The following is a 22,080-nucleotide window of genomic DNA, read 5'->3' on the forward strand; positions in this document are numbered from 1 at the left end:
TGCGACCGGACCCGTTCCAGGCGTTCGCCGACCGCAACCCGGTCGGTCAGCGGCTACGGGGGCGGGTCACCGGGGTGGTCCCGTTCGGCGTGTTCGTCCAGGTCGCCGACGGCGTCGAAGGGCTGGTGCGGCTACGGGATCTCACGCCCGCCGAAGGGGAGCCGCCGGGCGCGGTCCGGGTCGGTGACGAACTCCCGGTCCTCGTCGCCGAATTGGACCGGGAGTGGCGCCGACTCCTGCTCTCCCCGGCCGACCCCGAACGCGCGGACGGGTGAACTCAGGCCCACGGTGGGCCGCCCCGCCCGTCCGCCCACAGAGCGAGCGCTCGCCGGTCGACGGTACGGATGCCGACCTGCGTGCAGAAGGCGGCGGCGGCCTTGGTGAACGAGCTGGTCGTCACCACGGCGGCCAGATCGCAGTGGTGCACGTCGCGGTAGGTACCGTTGACCTTCTGGACGTCGTGGGAGCCGACGAAGGTCTTCGGGCCGTACCGCTTGGCCTGGATGAGGAGCCGCTGCCCGGTCGGGGTGACGGCCAGGACATCCGCCGCGAGGTCTCCGGCGCCGCCGACCACCGTCACCTTCGTGCAGCCGTCCCGACGGCACAGATCGGCCAACGCGTGCTCGAAGGCCTTGGGGGTCATCGCCAGGAACGGCCCGATGTGCCGCAGTTGGGCGGTCCGCGCCTCCAGCTCCCGTCGGCCGGTCCGCGCTCGCGAGCGCAGCACGACGAGGCCTGCCACCGCTCCGATGGCGAGCAACGCGGCGACCAGCACCAGGTGTTGAGCCAACCAACGGACTATCGTCACGGCCAGGGCGACCACGACCAGCGCGGCGATACCCAACGGCAGGGGGTTGGCCTTCGCCTGCCGTACGACCCGACGAACGGTGGTCGCACGGCGCCGCCGCCGGACAGGCCTACGGGTCACGGCACTCCCCTTCACAACGCCATTGTTCGTGCGAGCCTAGAAGCCAGCGCTTCCGGTGCGCCTGCGATCCATCGAACTCCACTTGCCTCGCAGCCGAGTTGACCGGATCCCGGCGACCGACGGCCGAACCTGGCACCTGGGCGCCCACGGGCCCTGCCCAGCGAACGGACGGAAGCCCACAGACACGCGCCCAGGGTGGCCGGCCAGCATTCGCCTCGGATCCTTCCACAGGGCCGCACGGGTGCCGGGTCCACCAGCCTCAGGTAGGACACGGTGCGACACCTTCGACGGATGCCCGGACGGGAACCCCACCGGCAGGCTCACTTCAGGGGCAGCGACAAGCGCCTGCTCCCGAAGGGAAATCCATGTCAGACGTGACGACACATTCGCGCCCCGCGGGACTCGGCATCCGCTCGGCGGCCGCGCTCCTGACCGCCGCCGCCCTGCTCGGTACCGGCGCATCCGCGAGCTTCGCCGCATCCCCCGCCCGGCCGACGGGCGGACGCCAGGAACTCCGCTTGGAAACCGCCGGGGTTGCTGCGCTGCGCACCACACTGCAGGGCATCGTCGACGCCGGCTCCTCGGCAGCCGTCGGCGAGGTCCGCCAGGACGGGCGGACCATCTTGCGTGGGCGGGCCGGCGTCGCTGATCTGGGCACCGGCGCGCCGGTGCCCGCTCAGGCCCGATTCAGGATCGGCAGCGTCACCAAGACCTTCGTCGCCACCGTCGTGCTCCAACTCACCGGTGAGCGGCGCATCGGCCTGGACGACCCGATCGAACGCCACCTGCCCGGCGCGGTACCGAACGGCGCGACCATCACCATCCGCCAACTGCTCAACCACACCAGCGGGTTGTACAACTACACCGATGCACCGGGCCTCGATCCTCAGGACGAAGCCCAGTACCGCAGCTGGCTGGCAGGACCGCGCTGGCGCACCTACCAGCCGGCCGAACTGCTCGCGCTCGCCAACGGCAACGCCCCCTACTTCCCGCCAGGGCAGGGATGGCACTACTCCAACACCAACTACCTGCTCGCCGGCCTGCTCATCGAGCGGGTCACCGGCCACTCCTGGCAGCAGGAGGTCGACCGGCGGATCATCCGGCCGCTGGGACTGCACGACACCAGCATGCCCGGGCTCTCGCCGCGACTGCCCGGCCCGCACGCCCACGGCTACGTGAAGCTCTCGACCGGGCCGGTGGACATCACCGAACTCAACCCATCCGTCCTGGGCGCCGCCGGGCAGGGCATATCCAGCGCGGACGACCTCAACCGGTTCACCGCCGCCCTGTTGGCCGGCCGGCTGCTACCGCCCGCCCAACTCGCCGAGATGACCCGGACGGTGGACGCGGGGCCCGGGCGCGGATACGGGCTGGGGCTGGCTCGGTTCGACACGCCGTGCGGAGTGCTCTGGGGCCACAGCGGAGACCTCCCCGGCTACTCGACGATGGTGGCCGGCACGGCCGACGGCCGACGCCAACTCGTGCTCTCGCACAACCCGTACGACGCCTCCGACCCGCGCGGTGCCAAGGCCGCCGTCGCCGCCTTCCTCACCACAGCCGCGTGCGGCACCGACCCCGCACACTGAGCCGCCGTAGAGGAGCCCGGCAAGGGCGTTCATCTGATGAACCGCTTTGCCGCCAGCGGCGCGCCCCTGCTGGTGAGGTGCAGGCAGGGAGAAGGCTGGGACGAACAGCGGCACGTCGTCGACGAGCGGCTGACCCCCGCGGGTGCGGGGAGGAGGCTTTCCGACCTGCGACACAGCGCGGCCTTTGCCATTTCTTGACTATGCTGTGGCGCCCCGTCAGTAGCAGCTTCGAATGGCGTCAAGGAGCCCGCACATCGTGCCATGCCCGCAGCAGCGCGCGACACCCGCCGGCCCCGGCCCGCGCACCATCATCCGCACGGCTTGCCGGGCGACCGCGCCGCGGTGACGGGTCCTCCGTCACCCTCACCTCACCACCGGAAGGCCCCACCCATGTCCCGTCTCACCTGGCTGTCGCAGGCCGCGGCAACCGTGCTGCTGACCCTGGAGACGGTGGCGGTGGTGCTGTTCTTCTGCATCGCGGTGCCGCTGTTCTACAACGGCGTCGGCTTCGAGGACGAGTTGGCCCCGCGGTCGAAGGCGGTGCCGTACGTGTTCGCGAGCGCGGGGCTGGTGATGGCCGGGCTCAACGGGTGGGCGGTACGGGCGGTTTGGCGGCTGCCGGCCGACCGGGGCAGGCGCGTGCTGGTGCCGGCGGCCGGGGCGCAGGCGGCCCTGCTGGGGTATGCGGCGCTGAGTGGCGAGCACCTGTTCACGGCGTTCGCGCTGTCGGTGCTGCTGACCCTCGGAACGGCCGCCTGGTCCTCGCGCCAAGGCGAAGCTCGCTGAGCACGTCCGGTTCCCCACCCCTCGACAGTCTCCGGCGGCGGCCCGACAGCCACCGCCGGAACGCCCCTTCCCTTACGACTCCTCACCCCCCGCCAGGCGCCGGACGACCGTGTCGAGGTCCGTGCCCAGCCGCTGGGCGGCCCTGACCAGCAGGCCGATCGCGGTGTGCGGGGTGACGCCGAAGCGCTCGACGGTGATGCCGATGGCCAGGCCGGTGGCGTGCCGGCGGTCGAGCAGGTCGGCGGCCGCCCGGGAGAGTGCGAAGCGGTCGAGGGCGACGGACGCCTGGAGGGCGAGCACCTCCACCAGTCCGAGGGCCGGTGTGCCGGGATCGGCCGGCGTCCGCAGGTACGCGCTGAAGGCGGTGCACCCGTGCGGGTGGGTGCGCAGGTGGGCGCTGGCCACGGCCCGTACGCCGCAGCGCCGGGCCCGGTCTGCGAAGCGGCCGGGACGGCCCGGGTCCAGCTTGACCACGACCTGCCCCTCGCCCTGGCGGCGGATCCGGGACAGCGGACCAGCGCCCGCCTCGCCCTGGGCGCGTTCGAGGGCCATCAGGTACGACGAGGTGGCCGCGAAGGTCTCGACGGAGCCGTCGTCGTGCCAGGTGCTCACGGCGGCGCCCACGCAGTCCGGGACGGTGACGCGGGTCAGCTGAACGATGTCGTGCAGTGTCGAGAAGGGCCCGGGGCGGCCCTGTTCACGGGCCGCGAGGTCGCCGAGTTCGGCGAGCAGGTTCTCGCGGGCGCGGTCCGGGACCGGGGTCCCGGCCGCCGCCCCGCCGTCACCTGCGGCTGCCTGACGGTCCAGCAGCACGCGGGCCCGGGCGACCGCGCGGGCCGCGTCGGCCTCCCCCGTGTAGATGCCGATCGTGTAGCAGACGTCGCGCAACCGTTGCCGGGCTTCCGGTGAGCGCGACGGGGACAGGGCCTCGTACTCCGCGACCAGCCGGCCGAGGGCCGCGACATCCACCATGGGCATGAACACCTCCGTGTGTTTACGGACAGTATGCGCCGATCACACAGTGGAACCATGCCGCGAGGGCGGGGGCCCGGACCCACCCGGGACGCACCACGGGCACCGCAGACAGCACGGACGGTACGGACAACACCCTCACCCCCCGTCCCCCCGCCCGTCGGCGCAGGCGCGGAGCACCGTGGCGGCGATCGCCAGCGCCAGGGCCCAGCAGCCCGCGAGGCCCCAGAGGAACGGTGCCTTCGACGTCCCCAGACCGGCCGCCAGCAGGCCCAGCGACAGCAGGGCGAGCCCGAGGACGGTGCGCGGCCGCACGCCGCGCACCAGGTCCCAGGCCCGGCCGCGCAGACCGAGCCCGACGCCGCGCAGCCCCGGGCCCGGACGGGGCCCCAGCCGCCGCCCCGGAGCCCAACCGTGCACCCGCGCCCGCTCGGTTCCACCGGTTCCGCGCGGCTCCGCCTGCTCGCGTCCGTCCATGCTGTCCGCCTCCTCGCTGCGCCGCCCCCGTGGTCCGCCGCGGCGATTACCCCGGATCCGCGATCGCTAACGCCCCTGATGCGGACACAGCCTGACGGCCGGCGGGCAGCCGGGCCGTCCGGGCCGGGGCAGCCGAGGCGGACGGACGGGAGCGCTTTCCGGCCCGGACGCGATGGCCTTCGGACTCGACACGGCACCCACCCGATCTGTGAGCGGCCTGACCTGCGACGGGCCCGGCCTGTAACCGGCCGGCCCGACCGTCTCAGCCGGACACCGCAGGCTCAGCCTGGCACCCAGGACACCCGGGACACCCGGGCCGCCGGGGCTCGTCGGCCCAGCCGGGGGCGTCCTGGTCCTCCAGTTGCTCGCGGAGCCAGGCCAGGGTGGCGCTGAGCAGCCGGGAGACGTGCATCTGGGAGACGCCGATCCGGTCGGCGATCCTGGACTGGGTCCAGCCGTCCCAGAAGCGGAGTTTGAGGACGGTCCGCTCGCGTTCGGGGAGCCGGGCCAGCAGGGGGCGCACGGCGATCCGGAAGTCGGCGAGTTCGAGGCCGGGGTCGCAGCCGCCGAGGCGGTCGAGCAGGGCGCTGCCGGTCTCGTCGGTGTCCTGGTCGCGCAGCGCGTCCAGGGAGTTGGGGCGGTAGACCCGGCCCGCCGTCAGGCCCTCGGTGGCCTGTTCGACGGTGAGGTGCAGGTCCTCGGCGATCTCCTCGGGCTGCGGGAGCCGGCCGAGTTCCTGTTCCAGGCGGTCGGATCCGCGGGCAACGCTCAGGTAGAGCTCCTGCATGCCGCGCGGGACCCGCACCGGCCACGAGGTGTCGCGGAAGAACCGTTTGATCTCCCCGGTGATGGTCGGGATCGCGTACGTCACGAACTCGACGCCGCGCCGCCGGTCGTAGCCGTCGACGGCCTTGATCAGACCGATCGTGCCGACCTGGAGGATGTCCTCCATGTCCTCCGCCCGGTGCCGGAAGCGGGCCGCGATGAACCGCACCAGCGGCATGTTCAGCTCGATGATCGTGCCGCGGACGTAACTGTAGGCGCGGGTCTCCCTGGCCAGTCCGGCCAGCCGCTCGAACAGGGCGTCGCTCAGCTCCCGGGCCTCCGACTTCCCCATCCGGCGCAGCTCGGCCACCGTCGGCCTGGGCGGCAGGTCGGACGGAAGATCGGCCGGAAGGCCCGACGGCCGGTCGGGCGACAGACCCGAGGCCACGAACTCCCGGCCAGTCGCCTCCCGGCCGCTCGTTTCCCGGTGGATGGACACGTGATCGCTCCTGGGCATCGGGGTGAACGCCCGTGGACAGCGACGGTCTCGCGTGTCACGTCACGGGCTTCTTCCCCCAGGACCTGTGCCCGGCTTCCGCGGGCGAGATCCCGGTGGCACACCGTGCGGGGGTGCCGGAGCAGCCGGATCGTTCACGGCCGCCGCATGGGTGTTCTACCCGGGATTCGGGGTCGAACGCATGGTGCGGGTGTTTTCTCACCGTATTTCCGGGTCCGGCCGGCTGAGGCTCCCGGCGGGAGCGCCACCTCCGGCCGGGCCCGCTTCCCCCGCCCTCGGGCGCGCACCCCCAGGTGCGGGCGAGCCGCGCCTCCACCCGCAGGCCGGCGCCGGAGGGACCGGCTCGGCATCGGCTACACCCGCCTCCCGGCCCGTTCCCCCTGCCGGGACTCGACGTAGTCGACGCGCTGCATCATGCCGAGCTCCTCGTGCTGGAGCTGGTGGCAGTGCAGGACGGTACTGCCGGTGAAGTCCTGGTACCCGACCAGCAGGGTGACGGTGTCGCTCGGACTGCCGCCGGCCAGGTCGACGGTGTCCTGCCACACCGGCGGGTCGAGCCGTTCGCCGTTGCGGTGGGTGACGAGGACGTGGTTGGTGTGCAGGTGGAAGGGGTGGTGGAAGCCCGGCGCGGACTCGTCGGTGCGCAGGGTCCACCGCTCGACGGTGCCGAGTTCCAGGGTGTGGTTGACGTAGTCGGGGTCGAACAGGCCGTAGGCGGGGTCGCTGGTGAGATCGCCGTCGGGGTCGGCCGCGGGGGTCGGGTGGCTGCCGAGGACGCGGTAGGCGTGCGGGAACGGCTGCTCGAAGACCCCGCCGTCGACGTGGAAGACCACCGTGCGGTCGCCGTCGGGGTTGGTGATGTCGCCCTCGTCGAGGAAGGGCTTGCCCTGCGGCAGGGCGGCCGGCAGTCCCATCGGCGGGTCGACGGCCTCCCCCGTCACCTCGACCGTCATCAGCGGGCCGGGGGCGCCCTGGGCCCGCAGTTCGTACGTCCCGGGCTCGCCGCCCCGGACCAGCACGTCGGCCCGGTTGCCGACGGACAGCAGCACCGTGTCGGTGGCGACCGGCGCCGGGAAGGTCACGCCGTCCATAGAGATCTGATTCAGCGTCAGCACGGTGTCGCCGTCGGTGAGTCGGAGCGACAGCGCGGTGAACGCGGTCGCCGCCACCAGCCGCCAGCGCTGGACCTCGCCGGGGCGCAGCGTGAGGGTGGGGTTGACCTCGCCGTTGACGGTGAAGGCGGGCGTGATGCCGGCGAACGAGTTGCCCGCGACGAACGCGGCGGCCCGGCCGTCCTTGACCATCAGTTCGTTGACGCAGACGACGATGTCGGCGGCGGCCGCGATCTCCGGCACCTCGTCGACGTCGCCCTCGACGACGAGGACCCCGGCCATCCCTCCGGCGATCTGTTCGGCGGTGGCCCCGTGCACGTGCGGGTGGTACCAGTAGGTGCCGGCCGGGTGGCCGGCCGGGATGTCGATGACGGTCAGGTACCGCGGTTCGGGGGCGCCGGCCTCGGCCTCCTCGACCGTGCGCGGCGCGAACTCGCGCTGGACGTTGTCGGCGTCCCCGGACGGGGAGACGTGCAGGCCGTGGGTGTGCAGGTTGAAGCTGTTCTCGCGGTGCGGCCGGTTGTGGTGGCCGCCGTCGTGGGCCCGGTTCGGCGGCAGGCCGTTGACCTGGGTCAGCCGCAGGGTGTCGCCGGCGCGCACCCGCAGGGTCGGCCCGGGGATGGTGCCGTTGTAGGTGCGCGTGGTGACCGTCCCGAGGCCGGGGACGGGGGTGTCGGTGAACCGCACGGCGAGCGTCTGGTCGAGCACGGCCCTCGGGGTGCCGGGCGCCGGTCGCGCTCTGCGGACGACCGGCTGGGGGAAGGGGGTCGCCGCCCTGGCCCGCCGGGCGAGGATCCCGTCGGAGGCCGCCACCAGGACGGCGGCGGGGACGGCCTTGAGCACCGATCGACGAGTGATTCCGACATTTTCTCTCATAATCGGGCAATGTAGGTCGACCTACACAGGGTCCCGGTCAGGCACACCGCGCGCCCGGGGGCGTTGGGCCTTCCGTGCCACGCCCTGGACGCCAAACCCTGGACGCCAAACCCTGGACCCAAGCCCTGAAGACCAAGCCCTGAAGACCGAGCCCTGGCGGCCCGGCCCCCGAGGCACCTGGCTACGCATGCTCCGGGTGGGTCAGGTTGGCGCCGCTGCGCGGGTCGAAGACGTGGATCCGCGCCGTGTCCACCCACAGCTCCAGCGGACCGCCCTCGGCGGCCCTGGTCACCGGGTTCAGCCGCGCCACCACCCGGTGCTCCAGCATCCCGGTGTCGGCGCGGCCCGAGTCGGCGGCGAGTTCGGCGAGTTCGGCGCTCACCGACCTCACCGAACCCCCCGACCCCGCCGACCCCGCCAAACCTGCCGAACCCCCCGACCCCGCCACCGGACCGCCCTCCTCCGCGAAGTGGACGTAGACGTCCGAGCCGACCGACTCCCTGACCTCGACGGTCACGGTGACGGTGACCCCGCCGTCGTGCCCCTCGGCCAGGGCGGCGTCCTCGAAGTCCTCGGGGCGGATCCCGACGATCAGCTCGCGCGGCGCGTCCGCGCGCTCCAGGGCGCGCCGGGTGCGGTCGTCCAGTGGCAGGGCGCCCAGCGAGGTGTGCAGGGCGTCCCGTTCCAGCGCGGCGCCGAGGAAGTTCATGCCCGGCGAGCCGATGAACCCGGCGACGAAGAGGTTCACCGGCTCGTCGTACAGGTGCTGCGGCGAGCCGACCTGCTGGACGACGCCGGAGCGCATCACCACCACCCGGTCGCCGAGCGTCATCGCCTCGACCTGGTCGTGGGTGACGTAGACGGTGGTGGTGCCCAGGCGGCGCTGGAGGGCGGCGATCTGGGTGCGCATCTGCACCCGGAGCTTGGCGTCCAGGTTGGACAGCGGCTCGTCCATCAGGAAGACCTTGGGGTCGCGGACGATCGCCCGGCCCATGGCGACCCGCTGGCGCTGCCCGCCGGAGAGGTTGGCGGGCTTGCGGTCGAGGTGCCGGGTGAGGTCCAGGACGCGGGCGGCCTCCTCGACCTTGGCGGCGATGGTCGCCTTGTCGACCTTGGCCAGGCGCAGCGCGAAGCCCATGTTGTCGCGCACGCTCATGTGTGGGTAGAGGGCGTAGCTCTGGAACACCATGGCGATGTCCCGGTCCTTGGGCGCGCGGTCGTTGACCACCTCCCCGGCGATCCGCAGGGTGCCCTCGGTGATGTCCTCCAGCCCGGCGATCATGTTGAGCGTGGTGGACTTGCCGCAGCCGGACGGGCCCACCAGGATGACGAACTCGCCGTCGGCGATGGTGAGGTCGACGTCGCGGACGGCGAGGGCGCCGTCCGGGTAGCGCTTGGTGATGCCGTCGAGGACGATCTCGGCCACGATCCGCCTTCCTGGTCCGCCGGGTGGGGCGGGCTCGGCCTTGGGGACTCGGCTGTGGGACCCGGCGCGGGTCTCAGCCCTTGACTGCGCCGGCGGTGAGCCCGGCGACGATGCGGCGCTGGAACAGCAGCACGAAGACCACGATCGGGATCGTGATGATCACGGCGGCGGCCGCGATCGAGCCGGTCGGCTGCTCGAACTGGGAACTCCCGGTGAAGAAGGCGATGGCGGCCGGCACGGTCCTGGCCGAGGTGGTGGAGGTCAGCGAGATCGCGAACAGGAAGTCGTTCCAGCAGAAGATGAAGACCAGGATGCCGGTGGTGAACACGCCCGGTGCCGCCAGCGGCGCGATGACCAGCCGGAACGCCTGCCACGGCGTGGCGCCGTCCACCTTGGCCGCCTTCTCCAGGTCCCAGGGGATCTCCCGGAAGAACGCCGAGAGGGTGTAGATCGCCAGCGGCAGCGAGAAGGTCATGTACGGGATGATCAGCCCGGGCCAGGTGTCGAACAGGCCGAGCGCCCGCTCGATGTCGAACAGCGGCGAGACCAGCGAGATCGGCGGGAACATCGCGATCAGCAGGGACACCCCGATCAGCAGCCGCTTGCCGGGGAAGCGCAGCCGGGCGACCGCGTACGCGGCCATGGTGCCGAGCACCACGGCGATGGTGGTGGCGATCACCGCGATCCCGATCGAGTTCACCAGGGCGCGGGTGAACTCGGAGGTCTGGAAGATGCCGCGGTAGTTGGCGAGGGTCCACCGGCGCGGCACGAAGGCGCCGTCGGACAGGGTGCTCGGGTCCTTGAAGGAGAGCGCCACGATCCACCACACCGGGAAGAGCGCGTAGAGCACGACCACCAGGTTGACGACGCCCCAGCCTGCCAGTGTCCTGGCGTGCCGGGTGCTCATCGGCGCTCCGGTTCGGCGCCGGGCGTCGCCGTGCCGAACAGCTTGACGAAGACCAGGGCGATGAGCGCCACGCAGACGAAGATCAGCACCGAGATCGCCGAGCCGATGCCCAGGTTGAGCGCGGTGAACAGGTTGTCGTAGCCGAGGATCGACACCGATCCGGTGCCGTTGGAGCCGCTGGTCAGCACGTAGATGTTGTCGAAGATCCGGAAGGCGTCCAGGGTGCGGAAGAGCAGCGCGACCAGGATCGCCGGCTTCATCAGCGGCAGGATCACCAGGCGCAGCCGCTGCCCGAAGCCCGCGCCGTCCACCATCGCGGCCCTGACCGTCTCGTCCGGCACCAGCGCGAGGCCGGCGAGCAGCAGCAGGGCCATGAACGGGGTGGTCTTCCAGACCTCCGCGAGGATGATCAGCCCGACGGCCGGCCACTGCTCGGTCAGCGGGGCGCTGCCCTCCGGCAGCAGGGCGGCCAGGTAGCCGGTGCCGGGCGTCCAGGCGTACTGCCAGGAGTACGCGGCGACCACGGTGACGATCCCGTACGGGACCAGGACGGCGGTGCGCACGGCGCCGCGGCCGAAGACCGCGCGGTGCATCACCAGGGCGAGCGCCAGGCCGAGCAGCAGCTCGGCGGTCACCGACACCACGGTGATCAGCGCCGTGACGCCGAGCGCCTGCCACCACACCGGGGAGGCCAGCACCGCACCGTAGTTGGCGAGCCCGACCCAGTGCGCCTGGTCGGGGAAGCGCAGGTCGTAGCGCTGGAGCGAGAGGTAGACGGCGTAGCCGATCGGGTAGGCGGTGACCGCGAGCATCACGATCACCGCGGGGGCGCACAGCAGCAGGCCCAGCCGGCGCTCCTGGCGGGCGCCGCGCGACGGCCCGGCGGGCCTCGGCACGGCCGCGGCGGCGGCCTCGGTGGAGGGTGTCACGGGATCAGCCCCTTCGAACCGAGGGCGTCCCTGATCTGCCCGCGGAGGTCGGCCACGTCCTTCTCCGGGCGGATGCCGGCGGGCGGGGAGAGGGTGTGCGAGATGGCGATGGAGACGTTCTGGTAGGCCGGGGTCTGCGGCCGCACGCCGGCGGAGTCCAGGGCGGCCAGCACGTCGGCGGCGAACGGGTAGCTGGCGGTCAGTTCGGCGGTCTGGTAAAGGCTCCGCAGCGAGGGCGGGAGGCCGCCCTTCAGCGCGTTGGTGAGCTGGTTGTCCCGGTCGCGCAGGCAGAGGGTGGCCTCGGCGGCGAGGTCGGGGTGCCGGCTGTAGGCGCCCACGGCGAGGTCGATGCCGCCGATGGTCACGTGGGCGGGGCGGTCGGCCGTCACCGCGGGGTACGGGGCCCAGCGGAAGTGCGGGAACAGCTCCGGCCGGTCGGCCTTCATCGCGGGGTAGACGAAGGGGTAGTTGAGTTCGAAGGCGGCGGTGCCGGACTCCATCGCGAGCCGGTTCTGGTCCTCCATCTGGTTGGCCAGCGAGGGGTCGGCGGCCACCGAGACCGCCAGGTCGCGCATCACCCCGGCGGCCGTGACGGCGGGCGCGCCGAGCGAGGGCGCCTGGGCGTCGGGGGTGAGGATCGAGCCGCCCGCGCTGGCGACCAGCGTGTTGAACCAGACCGTCAGTCCCTCGTACTGGGCGCCCTGGATCTCCACGAGGTGCGGCTTGCCCTCGTCGGCCAGCTGCCGCGCCCGGGCGAGCATCTCCGCCCAGGTCTTCGGCGGGGCCGGCACCAGGTCGTCGCGGTACCAGAGCAGCTGGGTGTTGGAGTTGTACGGGACGGCGTACAGCCGGTCCCGCCAGGTCGCGGTCCGCACCGCCGCGTCGAGGGTGTCGGCGGTGGCCCGCTCGCGCATCGTCCCGGTCCACTCGCGGATCCAGCCGGCCTCGGCGAACTCGGCGGGCCAGGTGACGTCCAGGCCCAGGATGTCCACGCCGGCGTCGTGCGCCGCCATCCGGCGCACCAGCTGCTGGCGCTGGCCGTCCGCGCCGCGGGGCAGCTTGTCGTAGCGGATCGTGTAGCGGCCGCCGGACTGCTGCCCGCAGCGGTCGGCGGCCTGCTGGAGGGCGCCCGAGTCGTCCGGGAAGTTGTACCAGTTCAGGGTGACCGGGCCGCCGCTCCCGCCGCCTCCGCAGCCCGCGAGCGCGGAGGCGAACACGGCCAGTCCGGCGGCGGCGCTCGCCCACCGCGAGCGGAGACTGAGGACCCTCGGCATCGTTCTCCCGGGCTGGGACGGACGGTCCGGCCGACCCTAGGGGCCGTCCCGCCGGTCGCTCCCGGGGCCGCGCCGCCGGTCGGCGCCGACCAGCCGGACGGCGGAACCGGCGGCGCCCGGCCGGACGTCGGAACCGGCGCCGGGCGCCCGGGAGGCGCCGGCCGGGGCCCGCGCGGATACTGGGCGCACACGGAGAGACCTCCGGCCGCACCGGAACGAGGAGCACGCCGTGACCGGACCCGTCGTCGTCGGATTCGACGGCTCACCCGAGAGCCTGGCCGCCGCCGCGTGGGCCGCCCGCGAGGCGCAGCGCCGCGGCCTGCGCCTGGACGTCCTCCAGGCCTGGCCGCGGCCGAAGCACGTCCCGCCCGGCAGCGAGTCGGGCGACCACCCCGCGCTGGCCCAGCTCGCGGAGCGCGAGGGCGAGTTGCGGGCCCTCGTACCGGAGGTGACGGTCGCCGCCACGTCCGTGGCCGGCGATCCCGTCGAGGCGCTGGAGGCCGCCGGGCAGGGCGCCGCCGTACTGGTGGTCGGCTCGCGCGGGCTGGGCACCCTGCGCGGGTTCCTGATCGGCTCGGTGAGCCAGGAGGTGCTGCGGCGGGCGGCCTGCCCGGTGGTGCTGGTCCGGGCGGGCGGGGACGAGCCGGACGGCGAGGTGATGGTCGGCCTGGACCTCGGGCGCCCGGCCGAGGCGGTGCTGGCCTTCGCCTTCGAGGCCGCCGCCCTGCGCTCGGCGCCGCTGCGGGTGGTGCACGTCTGGTCGCCGCCGGCCGGCAGCGCGTACATGTCCTACGGGGCGATCGGCGGGCTGGAGCGCGAGGCGTCCGCGGCCGAGGACAGCGGGCTCGCGCAGGCCCTGGAGCCCTGGCGGATCCACCACCCCGAGGTCGAGGTGACGACCGAGCTGATCCGGGGCAAACCCGCCGTGGACCTGGTGGACGCCGCCGGGTCGGCCCGGCTGCTGGTCGTCGGCCGCCGCGTCCGGCGGATGCCGCTGCGCCACCACCACATCGGCCCGGTGGCGCACGCCGCGATCCATCACGTGCACTGCCCGGTCGCGGTCGTCCCGTACGGCTGAGCGAAGTGGCGGGCGCGCGCTACAGTCCGGTGCCATGAGTGAGTCCGTGACCCCGCCGTTCGGGAACTTCGCCGCCACCGTCACCGCCCTGGACGCCTGCGCCGGCCTCGCCCCGCCCGTCGCCGACGCGCTGAAGAACTGGGACGCGCCCGGGGCGGCCGCCTCGGTGCTCTACGTGGACAGCGACCCGGAGCACGCGGACACCGCCGTGTTCTGCGCCGCGTACGACGTGCCGCCGGAGCTCTCCGCGAACTGCGTGGTGGTCGCCGCCAAGCGGGCCGGGGAGGTCACCCTGGCGGCCTGCCTGGCCCTGGCGACCACGCGGGTGGACGTCAACAAGGCGGTGCGCACCCGGCTGGGGGCGCGCAAGGCGTCCTTCGCGCCGATGGACACCGCGGTCGAGCTGACCGGCATGGAGTACGGGGGCATCACCCCCGTCGGCCTGCCCGGCGGCTGGCCGCTGCTGATCGACGAGGCGGTGGCCGCGGCCCCGTACGTCCTGGTCGGCAGCGGCCGGCGGCGCGGCAAGCTGATCCTGCCCGGGTGGGCGCTGGCGGAGCTGCCGGGCGCCGAGGTGCTGCCCGGCCTGGCCGGCTGACCGGCCCGACAGCACCCCGGCCCGGGGGTCAGCGGGCCCGCGGGGCGAGGCCGACCGGGCAGACCACCGGGGTGCCGTGCACCGGGTCGGTGAGGATCGCGCTCTCCACCCCGTACAGCTCGCGCACCAGCTCCGGGGTGACGATGTCGCGCGGGGCGCCCTGGGCGGCCACCCTGCCGTCCCGCATGGCCACCATGTGGTCGGCGTAGCGGCAGGCGGTGGTCAGGTCGTGCAGGACGAGGACGACGGTGCGGCCGCGCTCGGTCAGGCCTCGCACCATCTCCAGCACCTCCAGGGCGTGGCCCATGTCCAGCGCCGAGGTGGGTTCGTCCAGCATCAGGATGTCGGTGTCCTGGGCGACGGCCATCGCGATCCAGGCGCGCTGGCGCTGGCCGCCGGAAAGGGTGTCCAGCGGGCGGTCGGCCAGGTCGTGGAGGTCGGCGGCGGTGAGCGCGTGCTCGACCGCCTCGGCGTCGGTGGCCGACCACTGCCGCAGCAGGCCCTGGTGCGGCTGGCGGCCGTAGCGGACCAGGTCACGGACGGTCAGCCCGTCCGGGGCGGTGGCGGACTGCGGCAGCAGGCCGATGATCCGGGCGATCGCCCGGGTGGACAGCGAGGTCAGCGGCTTGCCGTCGAGCAGCACCGCGCCGGAGCGCGGGGCGATGGTCCTGGCGAGGCCGCCGAGCAGGGTGGACTTGCCGCAGCCGTTCGGGCCGACGATGACGGTGACCTGCCGCTCCGGCAGTTCGAGGTCGAGCTCGCGCACCACGATGGTGCGGTCGTGGCCGAGGCTGAGCGCGCTGGTCGCCAGCCGGTGGGCCGGGGCGGTGGCGCCGCCGTCGGGGGTCGCGTCGCGGTGCTGGTCGGCAGCGGTCGCGGTGCGGGCGGTCATGCGGTCCTCCGGGGACGGGTGGTGAGCAGCAGCCAGAGCAGGTAGGGGCCGCCCACGACGGCGGTGACCAGGCCGGCCGGCACCTCGATCGGCGACAGGATCGTGCGGCCGAGCAGGTCGGCGAGCAGGGTGAAGGCGGCTCCGGCGGCGGCCGAGGTGAGCACCGGCACGCAGCGCGGCCCGGCGATCCGGCGGGCGGCCTCGGGCGCGGCGAGCGCGATCATGCCGAGCGGTCCCGCGACGGCCACCGCGAGGCCCGCGCAGACCACGGAGACCACCAGGACGCCGATCCGCAGGCCGCGCACCCGCACGCCCAGCCCGGTGGCGACGGCGTCGGAGAAGCGCAGCAGCGACAGCCGGCGGCCGAGCAGCACGGCGGCGGGCAGGCAGACCAGCAGGCCGAGTTCGAGGTGGCCGACGGTGTCGGCGTCCCGGCTGTTGAGGGTGCCGACCGTCCAGCCGAAGGCGGCGTTGGCGGCGTCGATCGCGGCGCGGGAGAGCATCAGGTTGGTCACCGCGCCGAAGACCGCGCCGACGCCGAGGCCGACCACCAGGAAGCGGTAGCCGTTGCGGCCGGCTCCGCCGCCGAGGGCGAAGGCCAGCGAGGCGGCGGTGGCGGCGCCGGCCAGGGCGGCGGCGGAGGGCAGCAGCTGGGTGGCGACACCGGTGACGGAGGCGACCGCGAAGGCGGTGGCGCCCTCGTTGAAGCCGACGGTGTCCGGGGTGGCCAGCCGGTTCTGGGCGAGCGTCTGCATCAGGCAGCCGGCGACGCCGAGGGCGGCGCCGACGGCCAGTGCGGCCTCGGCGCGGGGCAGCCGCAGCTTCTCCACCAGCAGCACGTCGCGTGCGGTCCCGTCGCCGAAGGCGGCGCGCAGGGCGGTCACCGGGTCGAGATTGGTCTCGCCGACGGCCAGGCAGACGGCGGTCACCACGACCAGGGCGAGCAGCAGGACGGTGCAGCCGATCAGCGGCCGGACCGGGACGAGCACCGAGCGGCCGCCGAGGGCGAGCAGCCGAGTGCCGGGCGGTACGGGCGGCGCCGGGCGGCGGGCCTCGGCCGAGGGGGCGTCGGGCGTGGCAACCACGTCCTCCGTGGGGGCGTGGTTCGCTGCGGTGTCGTTCACGGGGGCCTTCACAGCGCGGGCATTCGATGCGAGCGGACGACGGCGACCAGGACGGGGGCGCCGCACAGGGCGGTCATCACGCCGAGCGGCATCTCGTACGGGCGGGCGACCAGCCGGGAGGCCACGTCGGCGAGCAGCACGACGGCCGGCCCGAGCAGCGCGGACACCACGAGCAGCCGGCGCAGGTCGGGGCCGACCAGGGCCCGGGCGGCGAAGGGCACGACCAGGCCGACGAAGGAGACCGGTCCGGCGATCGCGGTGGCGGCGCCGACCAGCAGGGCGACGGAGGTCACCGCGAGGGCGCGGGCCCGGCGGGGCTTGTGGCCGAGGCCGGTGGCGACGTCGTCGCCGAGGCTGAGCGCGGTCAGCGCCGGGCCCGAGAGCAGCGCCAGCACCAGACCGAGCAGCAGGACCGGCAGCACGGCGACCAGTTGGTCGGTGCCGCGGCCGGCCACCGAGCCGATGGTCCAGAACCGGATCTCGTCGGCGGCGCGGGCGTCGGACAGCAGCAGGATGGAGGAGCCGGCGTTCATCAGCCCGCTCAGCGCGGCGCCGGCCAGCACCAGCCGGACCGGGTCGTCGCCCGCGCCGCGCAGCCGGGCCGCGCCGAGCGCCAGCAGGCAGCCGGCGGCGGCGCCCAGCACGGCGACGTACGGGCCGACGCTGGCGGCGCTGGCACCGAGCACGATCGCGATCACGACGGCGAAGGAGGCGCCGGTGCTGACCCCGAGCAGTCCGGGCTCGGCCAGCGGGTTGCGGGCGGCGGCCTGGAGCACGGTGCCGGCCACGCCGAGCGCGAGCCCGACCGCGAGGGCCACCGCGGTCCGCGGGGCGCGCAGGTGGAACACCGTGAAGCGGGAGTCGGAGTCGCCGTCACCGAACAGGGTGGCGAGCGCCCGTGACGGCCCCACGTCTCCCGCGCCGAGCAGCAGGCTCGCCAGTACGGCGAGCAGCAGTATCGCGCCGGCTGGCAGCAGTCCGCGCAGCAGGAGTGATCGGAATGTCACACCGGGCCTCCCCGTCAGGGCCTTACGTATGGTTAGGCTAACCTCAGATAAACGGTTCGTCCGTAAACTACCATTTCTCGGAGAACACCCATGCTTGGCACCCGCTTTACCAAGACCCTGCTCGGCACCGCCGTCGTCGGCGCCCTCGCCCTGGGCCTGACCGCGTGCGGCTCCTCGGGGTCCGACAGTTCCGCGGGTGGCAACGGCTCCTCGTCCCCGGCCGCCGCGAAGGACGGCAAGCACAGCATCGACACCGCCTTCGGCGCCGTCGAGGTCCCGGCCGAGGCCAAGCGGGTCGTCGCGCTCGGCGACACCTCCCTGGACACCGCCCTCTCGCTCGGCATCACCCCGGTGGGCACCAGCTCCAGCCGCGGCGGCACCACCGCCCCCGGGTACCTGAAGGCCGACGGCATCCCGCTGGTCGCCACGGTCAAGGAGCCCAACATCGAGGCGATCCTGAAGGCCACCCCGGACCTCATCCTGGCCTCCTCGGGCATCGAGAAGTCCCAGTACGACAAGCTCTCGGCGGTGGCCCCGACCATCGTCCCCAAGGCCGGCGACTGGCGCTCGGTGCTCGCCGTGTACGGCGACGCGCTGGGCCGCAAGGACGACCTGACGGCCAAGCTGGACGCCCTGGACAAGCGCGCCGCCAAGGCCGGCGAGGGCAAGACCGGCAGCGCCGTGGTGATGCGCTGGATGCCCAACGGGCCGATCGTGATGAACACCACCAACATGCCCGGCGACCTGCTGAAGAAGGCCGGCGCCGGCACCCTGCCGATCGCCGACGGCCTCGGCGCCCAGCCGCACTCCGACCCGCTGTCCCTGGAGAACCTCAACAAGGCCGACGCGGACCGGGTGTTCGTCGCCACCCTGAACGCCGAGGGCGAGAAGGCCCTGGAGACCGCCCGCTCGCAGGAGGCCTTCAACCGCCTCAAGGCGGTGGGCACCAACCAGCTGGCGGGCGTCGACGGCCAGGTGTGGAGCAGCAGCTCCGGCCCGATCGCGGCCGAGAAGGTCGTCGAGGACATCGAGAAGGCCTTCGCCGCGAAGTAACCGCACCCGCCCGGGAATTACCCCCCCCCCCCCCGGAATTCTGAAGGGCCGTCACCGGATTCGATCCGGCGGCGGCCCTTCCGGCATTTCCGGGGCCCCCGACCGGACGGCGCCACGCACGGGAGGCGCGGCGACTGCCGTCATGCCTCCAGGACCAGCCGGAGCAGTTCGCGCAGGGACTCGCGCCGGCCGGCGTCGAGCCTGGCCAGCGGATCGCCGGCGAAGGGCATCCGGGCGCGCAGGTCGGCGGCGACCTCGCGGCCCGCGGCGGTGGCGGCGACGCGCTTGACGCGGCGGTCACCGGGATCGACGCTGCGCTCGACCAGGCCCCTGGACTCCAGGCGGTCGACGATCACGGTCACGTTGGACGGCTCCGCGTGCAGCCGCTCGGCGATGCGGCGGGTCGGGACGGGGTCCTCGGCGGCGAGCAGCGCCTTGGCCTGGAGCGCGGTCAGGCCGTGGACCGCCGCGGCGGCCTCGGACTCCCGGCTGTAGCGGCGGTTGACGGCCGCGAAGAGTCCGACGATCTCCCTGGTGAGGTCATCCGGTGGGTGGGGCATGCCGACCAGGGTATCCAGGTGCTTGACAGGGTGGAATGTCAGGTCACATAGTTATGAATCATATTGGTTATGTTCGATAAGCATCTGGGGTCCAGCGAGATGACCGACAAGACCGTCCTGATCACCGGCACCTCCTCCGGCATCGGCCTGGCCACCGCCGTCGCCGCCGCGCGCGGCGGCTGGCAGGTGATCGCCACCATGCGGAACACCGCGAAGTCCGGGCCCCTGCTGGCGGCCGCCGAACAGGCCGGCGTCACCGTCGACGTCCGGGCGCTGGACGTGACCGACCCGGCGTCGGTCGAGGCCTGCCTGGCCGGCGTCGACCGGCTGGACGCGCTGGTCAACAACGCCGGGGCCGGCCACGTCGGCACCCTGGAGCGGGAGAGCGTGGCCGACGTCCGCGCCGTCATGGAGGTCAACTTCTTCGGGGTGCTGCACGTCACCAAGGCCGCCCTGCCGCTGCTGCGGGCGAGCCGCGGCCGCCTGCTGACCGTGACCAGCGTCGGCGGCGTGGTCGGCCAGCCCTTCAACGAGGCGTACTGCGCCGCCAAGTTCGCGGTCGAGGGCTTCATGGAGTCCCTCGCGCCGGTCGCGGCCACGGCCGGTGTGTCCGTCAGCGTCGTCGAACCGGGCGCGGTGGCCAGCGAGTTCGTCAGCAACGTCGGCGTCACGGACGACGCGGCCGAGCAGGCAGGACCGTACGCACCGGCCCTCGCCGCCTACCTGGACCGCACCCGCGGCGCCTTCGCCCACGCCCAGGCGGCCGAGGACGTGGCCGCCCGGATCCTCGGCCTGCTCACCGCCGAGCGGCCCGCCTTCCGGCTGCTCACCTCCGACGTCGCCCGGGCCTTCGCCGGGGTGAAGCTCAACGACCTCGACGGCTCGGCCGTACAGACGCTGACCGCCGGCTGGGTCGGCTAGCGAACCGCCGCCGAGGCGCGGGGCCCGCGCACGTCCGGGAGGCGGCAGCCGGGCACCGTCAGCGGGTGCGACTCCGGCTCCCCCCGGGCCCGGCGCTCCCGGTCGAGTTCGGCCCCGTCCCGCACCGCCCGGTACACCGCCCTGGCCAGCCGGGCGCCCCACCGCGAGCGCGGGCCGCCGAAGGGGTCGGCGGGGCCCTCGGAGGAAGCGGCCCGGACGGCCACGCAGACCGCGTCGGACGGGGTGCCGGAGCAGTCGTAGCCGGCGTCCAGCAGCGCCTGGACCTTGGCCTCGGTCGCGGTGGCCAGCAGGTTGACCAGACCGCCGTCCGCGACCGCCGCCGGCACCACGGCCAGGATGTTGATCGTGCCGGGCCGGTACTCCACCGGTGCCGCGGCCGGGTCGGCCGCCCAGAGCGCGACGCCGATCCCGGTGGTGACCAGCGCGGTGACCCCACCGTCCTCGGCCCGGGTGCAGTCGTCCACTTCGGCCGCCGTCATCAGCCCCACGCCCGGCCCCACCAGGCCCTGCCCGGCGGCCAGTTCGGCCAGGTGCCGGTCCGGGTCCATCCGCGAGTAGCCGGGCCGCACCTGGGCGTTGAGCACCCAGGCGCGATCAGCGAGCCCGCCGCCGAGCACCGCGCTGCTGACCATCCGCCAGCCGGGCCCGGCCCGCCACACCAGCAGGTGCCGACAGGCGCCGTCCTCGGTCCGCGCCGCCCGTCCCACCCGCACTCCGCCGTCGTTCACGACCACTTCCCCTCCATCGGGTACGGCACCCTGCTCCTCCGGTCCGGGTCGGCCGCCGGCCGCTCCCCCGCCGCCGGCGGCCGGGCCCGCCGGACGCGGCCCGTCCGCTCGCAGGTCCGGCAGCCGAGGCCGATCGGGGTGGCCGCCCCGGCACGACCGTCCGGTCAGGACGGGAGGGTGCGGGCCGGTGCCGGCTCCTCCTCCTGCCCGGGCCGCGACACCTGGACGTTCTCCAGCAGCGCCTCGACCAGCTCGTCCAGGTCGAGGCGCTTCTCCACCGCCTTCAGGTCGCCGATCCGCGCCCCGGTGGTGACCTGGGGCGGGGCGAGCAGGCTGCAGCAGTCCTCGTCCGGCAGGACGGAGATGTCGGCCGTGCCGAGTGCCCTGGCCTGGTCGATGATCTCCTGCTTCTCCCAGCCGACCAGCGGGCGCAGCACCGGCAGGGTGGCCGCCTGGTCCACCGCGACCATGTTGGCCAGGGTCTGGCTCGCCACCTGCCCCAGGCTGTCGCCGGTCACCAGGGCCTGCGCCCCGGTGGCGGCGGCCAGCGCGGAGGCCGTCCGCACCATCAGCCGGCGCTGGGCGACCACCTGGAGCCGCCCGGCGCCCGCGACGGCCAGCTGCTTCTGGGCCTTGCCGAGGGCGATGACGTGCAGGGCGCCGGGCGGCTGGTACCGGTCGAGCTCCCGGGCCAGGGCGTACGCCTTGTAGACGGACGCCGGGTTGGTGTAGGGCGCGCCGCTGAAGTGCACGAAGTCACAGGCCAGGCCGCGCCGCATGGCCCGGTGCGCGGCCACCGGCGAGTCGTAGCCGCCGGACAGCAGGACCAGGGCCCGGCCGCTGGAACCCACCGGCAGCCCGCTCAGCCCGGGGTGCCGCTCGGCGGACAGGTAGGTCTCGCGGCGGTCGATCTCCACGGACAGGGTGACGTCGGGCGCGGTCAGGTCCACCCGCAGGCCGGCCACCCGGGGCTGCAGACGGCCCCCGAGTTCCCGCTCCAGCTGGGAGGAGGTCAGCGGGAAGGTCTTGTCGCGCCGTTTGACGCGCACGGCGAAGCCGGTGGCGGCCCGCCCGGCGCACGCGGTACGCAGCACCTCCAGCCCGTTGGCCTCGATCGACTCCATCGTGCTGGGCACGCGCAGCGCCGGTTCCACGGAGCTGAAGCCGATCACGGTACGCGCCCTGGCCACCAGGGTCTCCACGGGCACCTGCCCGCCGAGCACGGTGAGGCTGTGCGGGGTCCGGATCCAGGTCGAGCCGCCCACCCCGCGCAGCGCCGCCCGCAGGTTCTCCTCCAGGCGGTTCACGAACAGGCGCCGGTTGCGCCCCTTGAGGGCGACCTCGCCGTGCTTGAGGAGCACGCAGGGGCCGTAGGGGTCGGTGCCGCCGCGCGGAGCGGGCAGGCGGGTGTCGTCGGTCGGGTGGTCCATCCGGAAGTCCCAGTGTCGTCGGTCGGTGTCGTCGGTCGGTGTCGTCGGCAGCGTCCATCGTGCAGGACGGGCCGGAGTAGGAGCCAGGCGCGTCCGCCGGGGGCGCGCGGGGC

At 73.9% G+C, this 22,080-nt stretch carries 22 protein-coding genes and 1 pseudogene; 7 read left to right on the forward strand and 16 right to left on the reverse strand.

Going from position 1 to position 22,080, the window contains the following annotated elements:
- The first annotated feature begins 74 nt into the window (after nucleotides 1-74).
- A complete protein-coding gene (locus ACIQOW_RS24880; protein ID WP_401088432.1) occupies nucleotides 75-275 on the forward strand; it encodes a S1 RNA-binding domain-containing protein in 201 nt (66 codons plus the stop codon).
- A gap of 2 nt (nucleotides 276-277) precedes the next feature.
- Here the strand turns inward: ACIQOW_RS24880 and ACIQOW_RS24885 are convergent, their stop codons facing one another.
- A complete protein-coding gene (locus ACIQOW_RS24885; protein WP_401088434.1) occupies nucleotides 278-928 on the reverse strand; it encodes a restriction endonuclease in 651 nt (216 codons plus the stop codon).
- Between the two features lie 374 nt (nucleotides 929-1,302).
- On the opposite strand from ACIQOW_RS24885, the gene ACIQOW_RS24890 reads away from it, so the two are divergent.
- Entirely contained in the window at nucleotides 1,303-2,514 is a 1,212-nt protein-coding gene (locus ACIQOW_RS24890) for a serine hydrolase domain-containing protein (protein WP_401088436.1), read from the forward strand.
- Nucleotides 2,515-2,904: 390 nt separating this feature from the next.
- The gene (locus tag ACIQOW_RS24895) at nucleotides 2,905-3,300 is read left to right on the forward strand and encodes a hypothetical protein (protein ID WP_401088438.1); all 396 of its coding nucleotides are present in this window, start codon (nucleotides 2,905-2,907) and stop codon (nucleotides 3,298-3,300) included.
- Between the two features lie 72 nt (nucleotides 3,301-3,372).
- Here the strand turns inward: ACIQOW_RS24895 and ACIQOW_RS24900 are convergent, their stop codons facing one another.
- The 8 genes from ACIQOW_RS24900 to ACIQOW_RS24935 form a co-directional block, all read right to left on the reverse strand.
- Complete coding sequence (locus tag ACIQOW_RS24900) at nucleotides 3,373-4,278, reverse strand: DUF5133 domain-containing protein (protein WP_401088440.1); 906 nt, start codon at nucleotides 4,276-4,278, stop codon at nucleotides 3,373-3,375.
- Between the two features lie 132 nt (nucleotides 4,279-4,410).
- Nucleotides 4,411-4,749 (reverse strand): hypothetical protein, encoded by a 339-nt coding sequence (locus ACIQOW_RS24905; protein ID WP_401088441.1) that lies wholly within the window; start codon nucleotides 4,747-4,749, stop codon nucleotides 4,411-4,413.
- Between the two features lie 262 nt (nucleotides 4,750-5,011).
- Nucleotides 5,012-6,031 (reverse strand): SigB/SigF/SigG family RNA polymerase sigma factor, encoded by a 1,020-nt coding sequence (locus ACIQOW_RS24910; RefSeq protein WP_401088443.1) that lies wholly within the window; start codon nucleotides 6,029-6,031, stop codon nucleotides 5,012-5,014.
- Between the two features lie 353 nt (nucleotides 6,032-6,384).
- The gene (locus ACIQOW_RS24915) at nucleotides 6,385-8,019 is read right to left on the reverse strand and encodes a multicopper oxidase family protein (RefSeq protein WP_401088445.1); all 1,635 of its coding nucleotides are present in this window, start codon (nucleotides 8,017-8,019) and stop codon (nucleotides 6,385-6,387) included.
- A gap of 181 nt (nucleotides 8,020-8,200) precedes the next feature.
- A complete protein-coding gene (locus ACIQOW_RS24920; RefSeq protein ID WP_401088447.1) occupies nucleotides 8,201-9,445 on the reverse strand; it encodes an ABC transporter ATP-binding protein in 1,245 nt (414 codons plus the stop codon).
- A 73-nt stretch (nucleotides 9,446-9,518) separates the two neighbouring features.
- Nucleotides 9,519-10,352 carry a carbohydrate ABC transporter permease gene (locus ACIQOW_RS24925; protein WP_401088449.1) on the reverse strand — a complete coding sequence of 278 codons (834 nt, stop codon included), beginning with the start codon at nucleotides 10,350-10,352 and terminating at the stop codon, nucleotides 9,519-9,521.
- Complete coding sequence (locus ACIQOW_RS24930) at nucleotides 10,349-11,281, reverse strand: carbohydrate ABC transporter permease (RefSeq protein WP_401088451.1); 933 nt, start codon at nucleotides 11,279-11,281, stop codon at nucleotides 10,349-10,351. The genes ACIQOW_RS24925 and ACIQOW_RS24930 overlap by 4 nt, the downstream gene beginning before the upstream one ends.
- On the reverse strand, nucleotides 11,278-12,555 hold the full coding sequence (locus ACIQOW_RS24935; RefSeq protein ID WP_401088453.1) for an ABC transporter substrate-binding protein: 1,278 nt from the start codon (nucleotides 12,553-12,555) through the stop codon (nucleotides 11,278-11,280). Before ACIQOW_RS24935 ends, ACIQOW_RS24930 begins: the two co-directional genes overlap by 4 nt.
- Before the next feature lie 229 nt (nucleotides 12,556-12,784).
- Between ACIQOW_RS24935 and ACIQOW_RS24940 the strand changes: the two genes are divergently transcribed.
- Both ACIQOW_RS24940 and ACIQOW_RS24945 read left to right on the forward strand, forming a co-directional pair.
- On the forward strand, nucleotides 12,785-13,633 hold the full coding sequence (locus ACIQOW_RS24940; protein ID WP_401088455.1) for a universal stress protein: 849 nt from the start codon (nucleotides 12,785-12,787) through the stop codon (nucleotides 13,631-13,633).
- A gap of 34 nt (nucleotides 13,634-13,667) precedes the next feature.
- Entirely contained in the window at nucleotides 13,668-14,231 is a 564-nt protein-coding gene (locus ACIQOW_RS24945) for a YbaK/EbsC family protein (RefSeq protein ID WP_401088457.1), read from the forward strand.
- Between the two features lie 28 nt (nucleotides 14,232-14,259).
- Here ACIQOW_RS24945 and ACIQOW_RS24950 read toward each other — a convergent pair whose 3' ends face one another.
- From ACIQOW_RS24950 to ACIQOW_RS24960, 3 genes are read right to left on the reverse strand one after another with little or no spacing between them, the layout of a single operon-like run.
- A complete protein-coding gene (locus tag ACIQOW_RS24950; RefSeq protein WP_401088459.1) occupies nucleotides 14,260-15,123 on the reverse strand; it encodes an ABC transporter ATP-binding protein in 864 nt (287 codons plus the stop codon).
- Entirely contained in the window at nucleotides 15,120-16,247 is a 1,128-nt protein-coding gene (locus ACIQOW_RS24955) for a FecCD family ABC transporter permease (RefSeq protein ID WP_401088461.1), read from the reverse strand. Before ACIQOW_RS24955 ends, ACIQOW_RS24950 begins: the two co-directional genes overlap by 4 nt.
- 8 nt (nucleotides 16,248-16,255) lie before the next feature.
- Nucleotides 16,256-17,254, reverse strand: coding sequence for a FecCD family ABC transporter permease (locus ACIQOW_RS24960; protein ID WP_401088463.1), 999 nt, complete (start codon nucleotides 17,252-17,254; stop codon nucleotides 16,256-16,258).
- Nucleotides 17,255-17,344: 90 nt separating this feature from the next.
- Here ACIQOW_RS24960 and ACIQOW_RS24965 point away from each other — a divergent pair, with 90 nt between their 5' ends.
- Nucleotides 17,345-18,307, forward strand: coding sequence for an ABC transporter substrate-binding protein (locus tag ACIQOW_RS24965; protein WP_401088465.1), 963 nt, complete (start codon nucleotides 17,345-17,347; stop codon nucleotides 18,305-18,307).
- A gap of 140 nt (nucleotides 18,308-18,447) precedes the next feature.
- Here ACIQOW_RS24965 and ACIQOW_RS24970 read toward each other — a convergent pair whose 3' ends face one another.
- Nucleotides 18,448-18,867 carry a MarR family winged helix-turn-helix transcriptional regulator gene (locus ACIQOW_RS24970; RefSeq protein WP_401088466.1) on the reverse strand — a complete coding sequence of 140 codons (420 nt, stop codon included), beginning with the start codon at nucleotides 18,865-18,867 and terminating at the stop codon, nucleotides 18,448-18,450.
- A gap of 69 nt (nucleotides 18,868-18,936) precedes the next feature.
- On the opposite strand from ACIQOW_RS24970, the gene ACIQOW_RS24975 reads away from it, so the two are divergent.
- Nucleotides 18,937-19,788, forward strand: a complete 852-nt coding sequence (locus ACIQOW_RS24975) for an SDR family oxidoreductase (RefSeq protein WP_401088468.1) — start codon at nucleotides 18,937-18,939, stop codon at nucleotides 19,786-19,788.
- On the opposite strand, the gene ACIQOW_RS24980 is transcribed toward ACIQOW_RS24975, so the two are convergent.
- The 3 genes and pseudogenes from ACIQOW_RS24980 to thiI all read right to left on the reverse strand — a co-directional run bounded on the left by ACIQOW_RS24980 (nucleotide 19,785) and on the right by thiI (nucleotide 21,967).
- Nucleotides 19,785-20,543, reverse strand: coding sequence for an adenosylcobinamide amidohydrolase (locus ACIQOW_RS24980; RefSeq protein WP_401088470.1), 759 nt, complete (start codon nucleotides 20,541-20,543; stop codon nucleotides 19,785-19,787). The genes ACIQOW_RS24975 and ACIQOW_RS24980 overlap by 4 nt on opposite strands.
- Nucleotides 20,534-20,683: pseudogene (locus ACIQOW_RS24985) on the reverse strand (short-chain fatty acyl-CoA regulator family protein); the annotation flags it as partial. The pseudogene ACIQOW_RS24985 and the gene ACIQOW_RS24980, both read right to left, overlap by 10 nt.
- Nucleotides 20,684-20,701: 18 nt before the next feature.
- Nucleotides 20,702-21,967 carry a tRNA uracil 4-sulfurtransferase ThiI gene (gene thiI / locus ACIQOW_RS24990; protein WP_401088472.1) on the reverse strand — a complete coding sequence of 422 codons (1,266 nt, stop codon included), beginning with the start codon at nucleotides 21,965-21,967 and terminating at the stop codon, nucleotides 20,702-20,704.
- Nucleotides 21,968-22,080 lie beyond the last annotated feature (113 nt).

This window comes from Kitasatospora sp. NPDC091335, from assembly GCF_044757205.1.
GTDB lineage: Bacteria > Actinomycetota > Actinomycetes > Streptomycetales > Streptomycetaceae > Kitasatospora.